The 13,924-nt window shown below is 65.6% G+C and carries 11 protein-coding genes; 4 read left to right on the top strand and 7 right to left on the bottom strand.

Annotation, left to right across the window (positions count from 1 at the left end; translation table 11 throughout):
- Nucleotides 1-9 precede the first annotated feature (9 nt).
- The 3 genes from tkt to IF803_RS01120 are packed head-to-tail and all read right to left on the bottom strand — an operon-like array spanning nt 10 to nt 3,933.
- A complete protein-coding gene (tkt, locus tag IF803_RS01130; protein ID WP_461190984.1) occupies nt 10-2,031 on the bottom strand; it encodes a transketolase in 2,022 nt (673 codons plus the stop codon).
- Entirely contained in the window at nt 2,028-2,903 is an 876-nt protein-coding gene (locus IF803_RS01125) for a phosphoribulokinase (protein WP_028331481.1), read from the bottom strand. The genes tkt and IF803_RS01125 overlap by 4 nt, the downstream gene beginning before the upstream one ends.
- Before the next feature lie 10 nt (nt 2,904-2,913).
- The gene (locus IF803_RS01120; protein WP_461191060.1) at nt 2,914-3,933 is read right to left on the bottom strand and encodes a class 1 fructose-bisphosphatase; all 1,020 of its coding nucleotides are present in this window, start codon (nt 3,931-3,933) and stop codon (nt 2,914-2,916) included.
- A 167-nt stretch (nt 3,934-4,100) separates the two neighbouring features.
- Here IF803_RS01120 and IF803_RS01115 point away from each other — a divergent pair, with 167 nt between their 5' ends.
- Both IF803_RS01115 and IF803_RS01110 read left to right on the top strand, forming a co-directional pair.
- A complete protein-coding gene (locus IF803_RS01115; RefSeq protein ID WP_028345195.1) occupies nt 4,101-5,027 on the top strand; it encodes a LysR family transcriptional regulator in 927 nt (308 codons plus the stop codon).
- 97 nt (nt 5,028-5,124) lie between these two features.
- Nucleotides 5,125-6,882, top strand: a complete 1,758-nt coding sequence (locus tag IF803_RS01110; RefSeq protein ID WP_461191059.1) for an ATP-binding protein — start codon at nt 5,125-5,127, stop codon at nt 6,880-6,882.
- A gap of 13 nt (nt 6,883-6,895) precedes the next feature.
- On the opposite strand, the gene IF803_RS01105 is transcribed toward IF803_RS01110, so the two are convergent.
- Nucleotides 6,896-7,600, bottom strand: a complete 705-nt coding sequence (locus IF803_RS01105; protein WP_461190983.1) for a TetR/AcrR family transcriptional regulator — start codon at nt 7,598-7,600, stop codon at nt 6,896-6,898.
- A gap of 156 nt (nt 7,601-7,756) precedes the next feature.
- Here IF803_RS01105 and IF803_RS01100 point away from each other — a divergent pair, with 156 nt between their 5' ends.
- Both IF803_RS01100 and IF803_RS01095 read left to right on the top strand, forming a co-directional pair.
- Nucleotides 7,757-8,941: an HlyD family secretion protein gene (locus IF803_RS01100; RefSeq protein WP_461190982.1), complete on the top strand. Its 1,185-nt coding sequence runs from the start codon at nt 7,757-7,759 to the stop codon at nt 8,939-8,941.
- Between the two features lie 8 nt (nt 8,942-8,949).
- Nucleotides 8,950-10,563: a DHA2 family efflux MFS transporter permease subunit gene (locus IF803_RS01095; RefSeq protein ID WP_461190981.1), complete on the top strand. Its 1,614-nt coding sequence runs from the start codon at nt 8,950-8,952 to the stop codon at nt 10,561-10,563.
- Between the two features lie 45 nt (nt 10,564-10,608).
- Here the strand turns inward: IF803_RS01095 and IF803_RS01090 are convergent, their stop codons facing one another.
- From IF803_RS01090 to IF803_RS01080, 3 genes are all read right to left on the bottom strand, one after another.
- Nucleotides 10,609-12,252, bottom strand: a complete 1,644-nt coding sequence (locus IF803_RS01090; protein WP_461190980.1) for a benzoate-CoA ligase family protein — start codon at nt 12,250-12,252, stop codon at nt 10,609-10,611.
- A 180-nt stretch (nt 12,253-12,432) separates the two neighbouring features.
- Nucleotides 12,433-13,248, bottom strand: a complete 816-nt coding sequence (locus IF803_RS01085; RefSeq protein WP_461190979.1) for an alpha/beta hydrolase — start codon at nt 13,246-13,248, stop codon at nt 12,433-12,435.
- Nucleotides 13,249-13,252: 4 nt separating this feature from the next.
- Nucleotides 13,253-13,747, bottom strand: coding sequence for a MarR family winged helix-turn-helix transcriptional regulator (locus IF803_RS01080; RefSeq protein ID WP_050386993.1), 495 nt, complete (start codon nt 13,745-13,747; stop codon nt 13,253-13,255).
- Nucleotides 13,748-13,924: the final 177 nt, after the last annotated feature.

Raw genomic sequence — 13,924 nt, 5'->3', positions numbered from 1 at the left:
GTCCTCCTTTCAATTCGCTCGTTGAATGAGCTGTTTTGCTGCAGCAGCGATTGCCGCGGGCGTGATGCCGAATTCGCGGTAGAGCACGTCGGCAGGCGCGGAAGCGCCGAAGCCGGTCATGCCGACGAAGGCACCGTCCTCGCCGACCCAGCGCGCCCAGTCGCCCTCGACCGCAGCCTCCACGCCGACGCGCGGGGCGCTGCCCAGCACCTGGGCGCGATAGTCGCTCGGCTGCTGGCGGAACAGGTCGAAGCACGGGGCCGAGACGACCGCGGCCTGTACCCCGTCTTCCGCCAGCAGCTTTGCGGCTTCGAGCGCGATCGCCACCTCCGAACCCGTTGCAATCAGGGTGACGTCACGCGCGAAGGCCGGCTCGACGAGAACGTAGGCGCCGAGCGCGACCTGGTTGTCCTTGCTGCCGTCGCGAACCGTCGGCAGTGCCTGCCGCGACAGGCAGAGGATCGACGGCGAGGTCTCTGCCCTCAGCGCGCAGTCCCACGCTTCCGCGGTTTCGACGGCATCGGCCGGGCGGAACACCAGGACGTTCGGGATCGCGCGCAGCGCCGCCAGATGCTCGACCGGCTGATGCGTCGGCCCGTCCTCGCCGAGCCCGATGGAATCGTGGGTCATCACATGGATGACGCGGATACCCATCAGCGCCGCGAGGCGGATCGCCGGCCGGCTGTAATCGGCGAAGCTGAGGAAGGTGCCGCCATAGGGAATGAACCCGCCGTGCAGGGCGATGCCGTTCATCGCCGCGGCCATGCCATGCTCGCGGATGCCGTAATGGATATAGCTGCCGTCGAGCGTTTCCGGCCGCACCGAAACCTGCGACTTCGCCAGCGTCAGATTGGAGTGCGTGAGGTCGGCCGAGCCGCCGAGGAGATTGGGCAACGCCTCCGCGATCACGTCGATGACCTGCTGCGAGGCCTGCCGCGTGGCAAGCTTCGGCCGCTCGGTCGCAAACTGCGCCACCAACTTCGCCATCGCCTCGGCATAGGCGCAGGGCAATCTCCGGTTCAGCGCGTCGTGGAACGGAGACCGCTCGGCCTTGTCGCCCTTGCAGGCGCCGCGCGAACGCTCGATCCAGGCCCGCCGCGCGTCGCGGCCGCGGCCGCCAAGTTCGCGCCACTCCGCCAGCACCGCGTCGGGAATTTCGAATGCCGGATACGGCCAGCGCAGCGCGGCACGGGTCTTCGCCACCTCATCGGCACCGAGCGGCGCGCCATGCACCTTCTCGCTGCCCTGCCGGTTCGGCGCACCGAACCCGATCACCGTCCGGCAGGCGATCAACGACGGACGATCGCTCGATCGCGCCTGCCTGATCGCCGCGGTGATCGCCTGCGGATCATGGCCGTCGATGCGGTTGACGTTCCAGCCGCTGGCCTTGAACCGCGCCGTCTGGTCGTCCGAGCAGGATAGCGAGGTGGCGCCGTCGATCGAGATATGGTTGTCGTCGAACAGCACGACCAGACGATTCAGCCGCAAATGGCCGGCCAGCGAGATCGCCTCATGGCTGATGCCTTCCATCAGGCAGCCATCGCCGGCGATCACATAGGTGTAGTGGTCGACGAGGTCGTCGCCGAAGCGCGCGTTCATCAGCCGCTCGGCGAGCGCCATGCCGACCGCGGTCGCAATCCCCTGCCCGAGCGGCCCGGTCGTGGTCTCGACGCCCGGGGTGTGGCCATACTCGGGATGTCCCGGGGTTTTCGATCCCCACTGCCGGAACGCCTTGAGCTGGTCGAGCGTCATGCTCTCGTAGCCGGTCAGATAAAGCAGCGCGTAGAGCAACATCGAGCCGTGGCCGGCCGACAGCACGAAGCGATCGCGGTCGGGCCAGGCCGGATCGGCCGGGTCGAACTTCAGGAAGTCCGTGAACAGCACGGTCGCGACATCGGCCATGCCCATCGGCATGCCGGGATGACCGGATTTCGACTGCTCCACCGCGTCGATGGCGAGAAAGCGGATGGCGTTCGCCATCTCGTCGTGGCTGATTTCGGGGCGGCTGGCAACGGACGCAAGTGCGGTCATATCGTTCGCCTCTTTCGTTCGATCAGTTGCAGGATCAGCGGGGTCAGGATGAGCTGCATCGCGAGGTCGAGCTTGGCGCCGTGCACCACGATCGAATTGGCGCGCGACATGAAGCTGTTCGGGATCATCGAGAGCAGATAGGGAAAATCGATGCCGCGCGGGTTCTTCAGCCGGATCACGACCATCGATTCATCCGGCGTCGGGATCCAGCGCGCGATGAACGGGTTCGACGTATCGACCGTCGGCACGCGCTGGAAGTTGATGTCGGTCTCGGTGAACTGCGGGCAGATGTAATTCACATAGTCCGGCATGCGGCGCAGGATGGTGTCGGTCACCGCCTCGGTGGAGTAGCCGCGGTGGCTGCGGTCGCGATGCAGCTTCTGGATCCATTCGAGGTTGATGACCGGCACGACGCCGATCTTGAGGTCGGCATGCTGCGCGACATTCACCTTGTCGGTGACCACGGCACCATGCAGGCCCTCGTAGAACAACAGGTCGGAATTCTCCGGCAGCGCCTCCCAAGCGGTGAAGGTGCCGGGCTTGGCGCCGTAGAGCCGCGCCTCCTCCTCGTCGTGCACATAGTGTCGCGTGGTTCCGGTGCCGGTCTCGGCGTAGTCGCTGAACAGCTTCTCCAGCTCCTCGAACAAATTGGTCTCGGGGCTGAAATGGCTGAAGTGCTTGTTGCCGCGCTCGGCCCGCTCCGCCATCAGGCTGCGCATCTCGGCGCGGTCGTAGCGGTGGAACGCGTCGCCCTCGATATAGGCGGCGACCACGTTCTCGCGGCGGAAGATGTTCTCGAACGTCTTCTTCACCGAAGTGGTGCCGGCCCCGGAGGAGCCGGTGATCGAGATGATGGGATGCCGACGTGACATGCGGTCCTCCTCAGCGGAACAGGCCGCGCCGCGCGAACAGCGGGGCATCGCTGCTTTCGAACAACGGCTCGACGGTCAGGTGGATCGCATCGACGTCGCGCACAGCGCGCGTCGATCCCATGATCAGCGGCACGCGCTGATGCGGCGTACGTGCCGACAGTTCGAGAATGCGCGACCGGCCGTTCGAGGCGGCGCCGCCCGCCCATTCCATGATCAGTGCGATGGGATGCGCCTCGTACAGCAGACGCAACCGGCCTTCGCGGTAGCCCTGGCGCGCATCCGCCGGATACAGGAACACGCCGCCGCGCATCAGGATGCGGTAGGCCTCCGCCACCAGCGAGCCGATCCAGCGCATGTTGAAGTCCTGCCCGCGCTCGCCGTTCACCCCGGCGAGGCAGTCGTCGATGTAGCTGCGCACCGGGCCGCTCCAGTGCCGCCGGTTCGAGGCGTTGATGGCGAATTCCGACGCATCCTGCCGCACGCGCAGGTCACGCGCGGTCAGGACGAACTCGCCGGTTCGCGGGTCCAGCGTAAAGCAGTCGACGCGCTGGTCGAGCGCCAGCACCAGCACGGTCTGCGGACCGTAGATGAAGCAGCCGGCGGCACATTGTGCCGTGCCGGGCTCGAAGAAAGTCGAGATGACGTCGTTTCCTTTCGGTCGGATCGAGAAGATCGTGCCGATCGAGATGTTGTTTTCGAGATTGGCGGATCCATCGAGCGGATCGATCGCGACGCAGAGCGGCGCGTCGGGATCGAGCGTCTCGGGCAGTTCGACCTCCTCCGACAGCACTGCGGCGACCGGCGCGGTGCGCAGAGCGTTCCGCATCAGATCGTCGGCGACGATGTCGATGGTCTTCTGCCGGTCGCCGTCGGGATTGACCCCGCCGCTCTCGCCGCCGATGCCGGCGAGCGGCCCGGCGGCAATGATGCGCGAGAGCTCGATCGCAGCGCCCGCAAGGGCCTCGATCACCACAACGGTCGCGGCGCGCAACGGGTTGTGCTGCGTCGGCCACTCCAGATGGGCATGCAATGCAGGACGAATCTCCACCGGCCTCTCCCTATGATCGCGCCCTCTGTCCCGAGGCTTCGAGAGGCGACCTCAGGGGAGTCGCCTTCGTCCTATCAACGCGCGAATTGCCCAATTAGGGAAATTTTATTATCTTTGGTCCGGGCAAAGTATTTCTTATGGAGCTTGTCATGGCCGGCAACTTCTCGCGGGATCTCACCATCCGCCAGCTGCGCGCACTGTCGACCTTGCACGAGGCTGGTTCGATCACGTCCGCCGCCAACCGGTTGAACCTGACCCAGCCCGCGGTGACGCTGCAGCTCCGCAACCTGCAGGCGCTCGCGGGGTTGCCGCTGATCCAGCGCACCGGCGACGGCATGGCGCTGACGGATGCCGGCGCGCATGTGCTGACGCTGGTCGAGCGGATCGAGGCGGCGCTGAAGGACTGCGAGCAGTCGCTCGACATGATCGCCGGCCGCAGCGGCGGCCGCGTCGCGATGGGCGCGGTCTCGACCGCCAAATACTTCGTGCCGTTTGCGATCGCGGCGTTCTCGCGCCGCTTTCCCAAGATCGAGGTCACGCTCAGGATCGGCAACCGCGAGGAGATTCGCGACGCGCTGCGCGGCTATGATCTCGACATCGCGGTGATGGGCCGGCCGCCGGCCGATGTCGAGGTGGAGATGAAGCCGCTCGGCCGGCATCCGCACTTCATCATCGCCGCGCCCGACCATCGGCTGGCGCGGCGGCGGCACGTCGCCCCATCGGAGCTCGCCAACGAAACCTTCATCACCCGCGAGCAAGGATCGGGCACGCGGATGCTGATGCAGCAATATTTCGAGCGGGTCGGGCTGGAGCCGAAGCTCGGCATGGCGATGGACAGCAACGAGACCATCAAGCAGGCTGTGATGGCCGGGCTCGGCATCGCCTTCATCTCCCAGCACACGGTGTTCCATGAGCTGGAGGACGGCCGGCTGGTGGTGCTGAAGGTGAAGGGCCTGCCGATCGTCCGGCAGTGGCACGCGATCAGGCGCACCGACAAGATCCTGCTGCCGCCCGCGCAGGCCATGCTGGATTTCCTCGGCAAGGAGGGCTGGCGCTATCTGCCGAATTCGCACTAGCGGCCCGGAGCCGCCACGACGCCCGATCGGTCGAGAAAATCGAGCCAGTGCCGTATGTTAGGCATTGAAGTTCCACGAAACGCATGTCACATCTTGACTGCGGTCACCCGGCGGACCGCACCCTGCGAGGGAGGTTGAACTGCAGAACCAGTCCCCGCCGACGCCCGACTTCAAGGCGTTATTCGAGGCGGCGCCCGGCCTTTATCTGGTGCTGACTCAGCCCGACTTTCGCATCGCGGCAGTGAGCGACGCCTATCTGCGTGCCACCAAGACCGAGCGCGCCGCGATCCTCGGGCGTGGGCTGTTCGAGGTGTTTCCCGACAATCCGGACGATCCGGCCGCCGACGGCGTGCGGAACCTGCGCGCCTCGCTCGAGCGCGTGGTCCAGTTCCGCCGCCCCGACACCATGACGGTGCAGAAATACGATATCCGCAAGCCCGAGTCCGAGGGCGGCGGCTTCGAGGAACGCTACTGGAGCCCGCGCAATTCGCCGGTGTTGGGGCCGAACGGGCAGTTCACCTACATCATCCATCGGGTCGAAGACGTCACCAGCTTCATCCAGCTGAAGCAGCGCGGTGCCGAGCAGGACCAGCTGACCGACCGGTTGCGCGAGCGCACCGAGCAGATGGAAGCGGAAATCTTCATGCGCGCCCGCGAAGTCGAGGCCGCCCGCGAACAGCTCGAAGCCGAGCAAAAGCTCCGCCAGGTGCAGAAAATGGAGGCCGTCGGGCACCTCTCCGGCGGCATCGCGCATGATTTCAACAACATCCTGACCGTCATCACCGGCCTGATCGACATCCTCGCCGAAGCCGTTGAACATGATCCCGCGCTGTCGTCTGTCGCCAAGATGATCACCGACGCCGCATTTCGCGGCGCCGAAGTGACCAAGCACCTGCTGGCCTTCTCGCGGCTGCAGCCGCTGCAACCGCGTGAAGCCAATCTCAACACCCTGGTGCAGGACACCGCGCGGCTGCTGCGCCCCTCGCTCGGCGAGCAGATCGAGATCGATACCGCGCTCGAACCCGACGCCTGGACGGCCTTCATCGATCCGAACCACATGGCGACCGCGCTGCTCAATCTCGCCGTCAATGCCCGCGATGCGATGCCCGATGGCGGCAAGCTGATGCTGGAGACCAGCAACGTCATCCTCGACGAGGTTTATGCCGTCGCCAACCCCGACGTGCGGGCGGGTGAATACGTGATGGTCGCGGTCAGCGACACCGGCGGTGGCATCCCGGCGGGGATCCGCGACAAGGTGTTCGAGCCGTTCTTCACGACCAAGGACACCGGCAAGGGCACCGGCCTCGGGCTCAGCATGGTGTACGGCTTCATCAAGCAGTCCAACGGACACCTCAAGATCTATTCCGAAGAGGGCCACGGCACCTCGATCAAGCTCTATCTGCCGCGCAGCAGCGGCGACATGATCGACGTCGAGCCGCCTCCTCCGGTCGACACGCGCGGCGGCAATGAATCCATCCTGGTCGTCGAGGACGATCCGCTGGTGCGCAATTACGTCAGCGCCCAGCTCGAGCAGCTCGGCTATCGCACCATGGTCACCGCCAACGGCCCGGAAGCATTGGCTGCGGTCGACAACGGATTCGTCTGCGACGTGCTGTTCACCGACGTCATCATGTCCGGCGGCATGAACGGCCGGCAGGTCGCCGACGCCGTGATCGCCAAACTGCCCTCGGTGCGCGTGCTCTTCACCTCCGGCTACACCGAGGACGCGATCATCCACCACGGCCGCCTCGACCCGGATGTGACGCTGCTGCCGAAGCCTTACCGCAAATCCGATCTCGCGCGGATGATCCGGCAGGTGCTGGCCCAGCCGCCGGCGGCGGCAATGGGCAAGTAACGCTGCAGCGGCATCACGCCTCTCCGCCCTGCTTCTTGGTCTGGTCGGCCGGTGCGGCGCATCCGGACAGGAACAGCGCCGCGCAGGCCATGGCGCGGGCCTCGATCTGCGCCCGCGACGGCGGCGGCCTGTGGCCGTACATCACGTCGCGTTGCGGCTGGAACACGAGCATGCCGAGCAGCATGCCCGCAGCGGCCTGCGCGTCGTCCACCGCGATCCGTCCCCGCCGCTGCTGCACACCGAGCCACGCAGCCAGCGCGCCAAGGGTCCGCTGCATCGCCTTCTCGTAGAACATCTCGGCAATGTCGGGGAATTTGTCGCTGTCGGCCAGGATGATGCGCTGGAGCGCGATGACCTCGGCATCGAGGATCAGCTCGCCACAGCTCGAGAGCGCCGCCTCCAATGCCGCCGCGATATCGCGGCCGTCGCAGGCGCCGAGATTCACGGCGGATATGAATCGGTCCATCCGGTCCGTCACCGTGCCCTCGAACAGCGCCAGCTTGGTCGGGATCAGCCGATAGAGTGTCTTGGTGGAGACGCCGGCGCGGCAGGCCACGTCGGCGATGTTGGCCGCAGCGAAGCCGCGCTCGGAGAACTCGCGCCGTGCGGCGTCATAGATCAGCGCACGCGTCTCGTCGTCGGAACGTAGCTGCGGCCGCCCGCGGCCGCGCCGCGCCGGTGCGCCTTGCTCAGTCTGATCCTTGTCATTCCGGTTCATCCGCGAGCCATGCTTTTAAATGATGCCTGTCATTCTATTGACACTCCCAATATGGACTCTATTTTGGAAAACATCAAGTTTCCTAATTAGTCCCGCAGGCATCGGCCGAAATCGGTGAGGTTTTCCAGCGGGATAGAACGGATCAGGAGCACCGCCATGAGCCAGCATGAGACATCATTCAAGGCCGAGAGCCAGGTTCCGGCCGAGACCGCCAGGCAATTGATCGCAAATCCGGAGGCCGCCAGGCCGCCCGCCGCCAAGGGCAGGCTTCGCCGCCTGCTGCTGGCCGGCGCGGCGCTCGCCGTCCTCGCGGGCGGAGCCTGGTACGGCTGGGATTACTGGACGGTCGGCCGTTTTCAGGTCTCGACCGACGACGCCTATGTGAAGGCCGACAACACGACGATCGCGCCAAAAGTCTCCGGCTATCTCAGCGCGGTGCTGGTGGGCGACAATGAGCACGTGCGCGCCGGCCAGATGCTGGCGCGGATCGACGATCGCGATTTCCGGGTCGCGCTGGATCAGGCCAAGGCCGACGTCGCCGCCGCCGAGGCCGCGATCGCCAGCAAGCATGCGCAACTCGATGTGCAGCAGTCCGTGATCGAAGCGGCACGCGCGACCCTCGCCGTGGACACCGCGACGCAGACCTTCGCCGAGCAGGAGAACAAGCGCTACACCGACCTCGCCGGCACCGGCTTCGGCAGCGTGCAGAACGCGCAGCAGGCGCAGTCGCGCTATGCCAGCGCACAGGCCGCCGTGGCCCGCGATACCGCGAACCTCGCCTCCGCACTCCGCCAGGTGGAGCTGCTCAAGGCCGACATTGCCCAGGCCGTCGCGTCACAGGCGCGCGCAACCGCGCTCCAGCATCAGGCCGAGCTGAACCTCGGCTACACCACCATATCAGCCCCGATCGACGGCGTGGTCGGCAACCGCACCCTGCGCACCGGCCAGTTCGTCCAGGCCGGCACGCAGCTGATGTCGCTGGTGCCCGCCACCGGCGCCTATGTGATCGCGAACTACAAGGAGACGCAGCTCACCAATGTCCGCAAGGGTCAGCCGGTCGAGATCGCGGTCGACATGTTCCCGGGACAGGTGGTGCGCGGCCATGTCGACAGTCTCGCGCCCGCCAGCGGCCAGGAATTCGCGCTGCTGCCGCCTGACAATGCGACCGGCAACTTCACCAAGGTGGTGCAGCGCATTCCGGTGAAGATCAAGCTCGACGCGACGGCGGTCGAATTGCGGCCCGGCATGTCGGTCATCCCCACCATCGCAACCTTGTCGCAACCCGGCGAGGCGCCGCGCTCCGGCGCCGCTCCCAAGCTCGCTGTCGCCTCCTTCAAATAGGTGATGTCATGTCCGATCTCGCGCTCTCCTCCCCTTCTGCTGCGCCTCGCGCGGCAGCGGTGGCAGTCGATCCCAACCGCGCCAGCATGGCCGTCTGGATCTCCATCGTTGCCGCCATGATCGGCGCCTTCATGGCGATCCTCAACATCCAGATCACCAACGCCTCGCTGCTCAACATCGAGGGCGGCATCGGAACCGGCGTCGACAACGGCTCCTGGATCTCGACCTCCTATCTGATCGGCGAGATCGTGGTGATCCCGCTGACCGACTATCTCAGCCGGGTGTTTTCCTTCCGCAAGATCATCATCGGCTTCGCCACCCTGTTTGCGATCTTCTCGGTCGCCTGTGCCTTCACCCACGACCTGCCTTCGATGATCGCAATGCGCGGCTTGCAGGGCTTCTTCGGCGGCGTGCTGATTCCGATGGCCTTCACGCTGGTTTTCACCAAGCTGCCGAAGGCCCAGCAGCCGGTCGGCCTTGCCATGTTCGCGCTCGCCGTGACCTTTGCCCCCGCGATCGGACCGACCATCGGCGGCTACCTCACCGAGAATTACGGCTGGCAGACCATCTTCTTCGTCAATGTGATCCCGACCGCGGTGATGGTCATCACCCTCTATTTCACGCTGGAACGCCAGCCGATGCAGCTGCATTTGCTCCGTGAGGGCGATTGGCTCGGCATCGTCACGATGGCGATCGGTCTGTCGTCGCTGCAGGCCGTGCTTGAGGAAGGCAACAAGAACGACTGGTTCGGCTCGCCCTTCATCGTCAAGCTCGCGGTGATCGCTGCCGTCAGCCTCTCTTTGTTCATCTGGATCGAACTCGTCGTCGAGAAGCCGCTGATCCGGCTGCGCCTCCTGACCCAGCGCAGCTTCGGTTTCGGCACCATCTCGGCGGTGTTCGTCGGCTTCGCGCTGTTCGGCTCGGTCTACCTGCTGCCGGCCTATCTCGGCCAGGTGCAGCGCTACAACGCCGAGCAGATCGGCCAGGTGCTGGCCTGGACCGGCCTGCCGCAGCTGATCCTGATCCCGCTGGTGCCGAAGCTGATGCAGCGCTTCGATCCGCGCTTCATCGCCTTCACCGGCATGATCCTGTTCGCGGTCTCCTCCTTCATGAACATCGCGATGTCGCTCGATTACTCCGGCGACCAGTTCTTCGTCCCGAACATCGTCCGTGCGATCGGCCAGGCGATCATGCTGGCGCCGCTATCGGCGGTCAGCCTCGGCAGCGTCGCCCCGCAGGATGCCGCGGCGGCCTCCGGCATCTCCAACATGATGCGCAATCTCGGCGGCGCGATCGGCACGGCCCTGCTCGCCACCATCGTCACCAAGCGCGAGCAGTTCCACTCCAACATCATCGGCCAGTCGGTCGACCTCGGCCGCGAGGAGGTGCGCACGCGGATCGCCGAGGTCACCAATTACTTCCTCAGCCACGGCATCTCCGATCCGGCGACCGCGCACCACCAGGCGATCGTGGCGCTCGGCAATATCGTGAAGCGCCAGGCCCTGGTGCTTGGTTTCAGCGACACCTTTGCCGTGATCGGCATCGTGCTGGTATTCGCCGCGATCGCGATCCTCTTGACCGGCAAGCCGAAGAACGCGGCCGGCGGCGGCGCGGCACATTGATTTGTCGGGCGGCGGCCGCGGGCCGTCGCCCTCCCTTTTTGCTTGTCAGCTTGCCTCGCGCAGCTTGAAGCGCTGGATCTTCCCGGTCTGGGTCTTCGGCAGCGCCTCGACGAAGGCGATCGCGCGCGGATATTTATATGGCGCGATCGTCGCCTTGACGTGATCCTGCAGCAGCTTGATCTCGACATCGTCGCAGCGCGTGCCCTGCTTCAGCACGATGAACGCCGAGACGATCTGTCCCCGTTCCTCGTCGGGTGCGCCGATCACCGCGCACTCCGCGACATCGGGATGGCCGAGCAGCGCGGCCTCGACCTCGGGACCGGCGATGTTGTAGCCCGCCGAGATGATCATGTCGTCGGCCCGCGCCACGAAGGACAGCCGGCCGTTCTCGTCGCTGACGAAGGCATCGCCGGTGATGTTCCAGCCGTCGCGGACATATTTGGTCTGTCGGGAGTCCGCGAGATAACGACAGCCGGTCGGACCGCGCACCGCCAGCTTGCCGACCTGGCCCGCCGGTAGCTCGTTCATGTCTTCGTCGACGATTTTGGCCTCGTATCCCGAGACTGGCGTGCCCGTGGTGCCGCCGACGGCGCTGCCGGTGCGGTTGGTGATGAAGATGTGCAGCAGCTCGGTGCTGCCGATGCCGTCGAGGATCGGCTTGCCGGTCCTCTTCGTCCAGCTCTCGAACACCGGCGCCGGCAGCGTCTCGCCGGCCGAGACCGCGAGCCGCAGCGACGACAAATCGGCGCCCTTGTCCATCGCGGCCATCATCGCCCGATAGGCGGTCGGCGCGGTGAAACAGATCGTCGCCTTGTAGGTCTCGATGATCCGGACCATCTCGCTCGGCGCCGCGTTCTCCAGCAGCGTCGCGGTGGCACCGAAGCGCAGCGGGAAGATCGCGAGCCCGCCAAGGCCAAACGTAAACGCGAGCGGCGGTGAGCCGACGAACACATCGTCCGGCGTCACCTTGAGCACTTCCTTGGCATAACCATCGGCGACGATCAGGAGATCGCGGTGGAAGTGCATGGTTGCCTTGGGCTCGCCCGTCGTGCCCGACGTGAAACCGAGCAACGCGACGTCGTCGCGGCCGGTCTTCACCGCATCGAACTTGACCGGCTTGTTCAGCGCGATCCGGTCGAGCTCGGCATCGTGGTTCTGCGTGCCGTCGAAATTGACTACCTGCTTGAGGAATTTGCTGGTCTTGGCGCAGGCCACCAGCTCGTCCGCGATGCGGCTGTCGGTCAGCGCCAGCGAGATCTCGGCCTTGTCGACGATCTTGGCCAGTTCGCCGGCGCGCAGCATCGGCATGGTGTTGACGACGACGGCACCGGCCTTGGTCGCCGCGAGCCAGGCCGCGACCAGCGCAGGGTTGTTGCCCGAGCGGATCAGCACGCGATTGCCGGGCTTGACGCCGTAATTCTCTACCAGCGCGTGCGCCAGGCGGTTCGACCAGTCGGCCAGTTCCTTGTAGGTGCGCTGGCGGCCGTTGCCGATCAGCGCGATGCGATCGCCCATCCCCTGCTCGACGATGCGGTCGGTCAGTTCGACCGCGGCGTTGAGATAATCCGGATATTGAAATTCCGGCCGGTCGAGCAGCAGCTGCGGCCATTGCGCTGATGGCGGCAGGTTGCGCCGTGCGAAGTCGTCGACATGCCCGGATGGGCCGAGCCCGGGAAATTCACCTGACATTCGATCGCCCCTCGCTTTCCGTCCAGAAAGGCCAAGACCAATATCGAGAAGACCAAAATCAATATCGAGGACGCCCGGCAGCGTTCCAATTGCCAATCATTTTATACTTAAAATAATTTGGCGCAAGGGCGGAAATCGCGTGGAAATCGCGTGGCAATCGCTCGCCGGCCCGTCAGAACCTCAGATTTGCGTAAGCTGCTTCAGCCGCGCGACCATCGCCGACTCGGGGTCGGCGAGCGGCGCGATCGCGGTGAAATGATTGGCGTCGGGCACAACGCCGAACCGCGTTGCAACGCCCGCCTTGCCCCAGACATCGACGATGGTCCGGCTCTGCCGGTGATATTCCGCGCTCTCGGCGCCGCCGACGACGGCATCGAGCGTTGCGCCCGCAGGTGGCGTCCAGAACAGCGGGCTCGCCGCCCGTGCTGCGGCGCGGTCGAGGCCAAGCGCCTTGTTGACGGAGGTACCGACCAATGGCTCAAGCTCGAACAGGCCGGAGATCGCGTAAGCAGCCCTGACCAGGTCCTTCGGCAGCGACGCATCATGGGCCGGCCAATCGGTCGCGAGCATGCATGCGGCAAGATGTCCGCCTGCGGAGTGTCCCGACACGACCAGCGGCCGGCCGAGCTTGGCCAGTTCGCGGCACGCCGTACGCATCTCGCCGATGACGTCGCCGACCGTGACATTGGGGCAGAGATCGTAGCTCGGCACCGCGACGCTGATGCCGTGGCCATTGAGCCCTCGCGCGCAGTGGCTCGATGACGAGCCGTCGAGCGCCTGCCAGTAGCCGCCATGGATAAAAACCACGAGCGGCCCGTCACGATCGCCTTCGAACAGGTCGATGACGTTGCGGCTGCCCGGACCATAGGTCAGCCGCCGCGGCGGGTGCTGCTCGCGATAGGCAGCGGAGTCCCTCGCCCAGCCGGCCATCAGCGCCGGATTTTCCGGCACCCGCGCCCGGTTGTTGTATTCGACCTCGTAATCGACCTCGGTCACAGCGCTATGCGTTCCTCGCCTTGGCGGAGCGCTGCGCCGAGCCCTTGGCCTTGGCGAGCAGCCGCATCAGTTCGCGGATATCCTTCGGCGAGAGATCGCCGAAGATATCGGCGATCCACTTCTCGTGCTCGGCGGCCATCTTGCGGAATTCGGCGCGGCCGAGTTTTGTGAGCCGGATGAACTGCACGCGGCGGTCCGTCTCCGAGGTGCGGCGATCGAGATGGCCTGATTCAACCAGGCGCTCGACCAGCCCGGTGACGTTGCCGTTGGATACCATCATCCGCTTCGACAGGTCCGACAGCGTCATGCCGTCGGACACCTTGTCGAGCTGGGCCATCAGGTCGAAGCGCGGCAGCGTGACGTCGAACTTCTCGCGCAGCCGGCTGCGCACCTCGCCTTCGATCAGCGTGGTGCAGGTCAAGAGGCGCAGCCACAGCCGCAGCTCGGTGCCGTGATCGTCGGGCAGTTCGACGGCTTTGGTTTCGGAATCGAGGATCATGCGGCGATCGTGCCTCCGCGGCGGGTTCCGGTCGGACCAATTGTTTTGAGCTTCAAGCAATTCGCGGCGTCCCGCAAGGACAATTGCGAATCGCGCCTGATACGCCCGGGCAATCCTGCAATTTCTTTAAACTTCAAGCAATTGGCGCGGCGCTTGCATGTGCGACGCCCGCATGGT

The organism is Bradyrhizobium sp. UFLA06-06 (genome assembly GCF_054820065.1).
The sequence above is the reverse complement of the archived record's forward strand: the minus strand, read 5'-3'. Positions and strand labels throughout refer to the sequence as shown.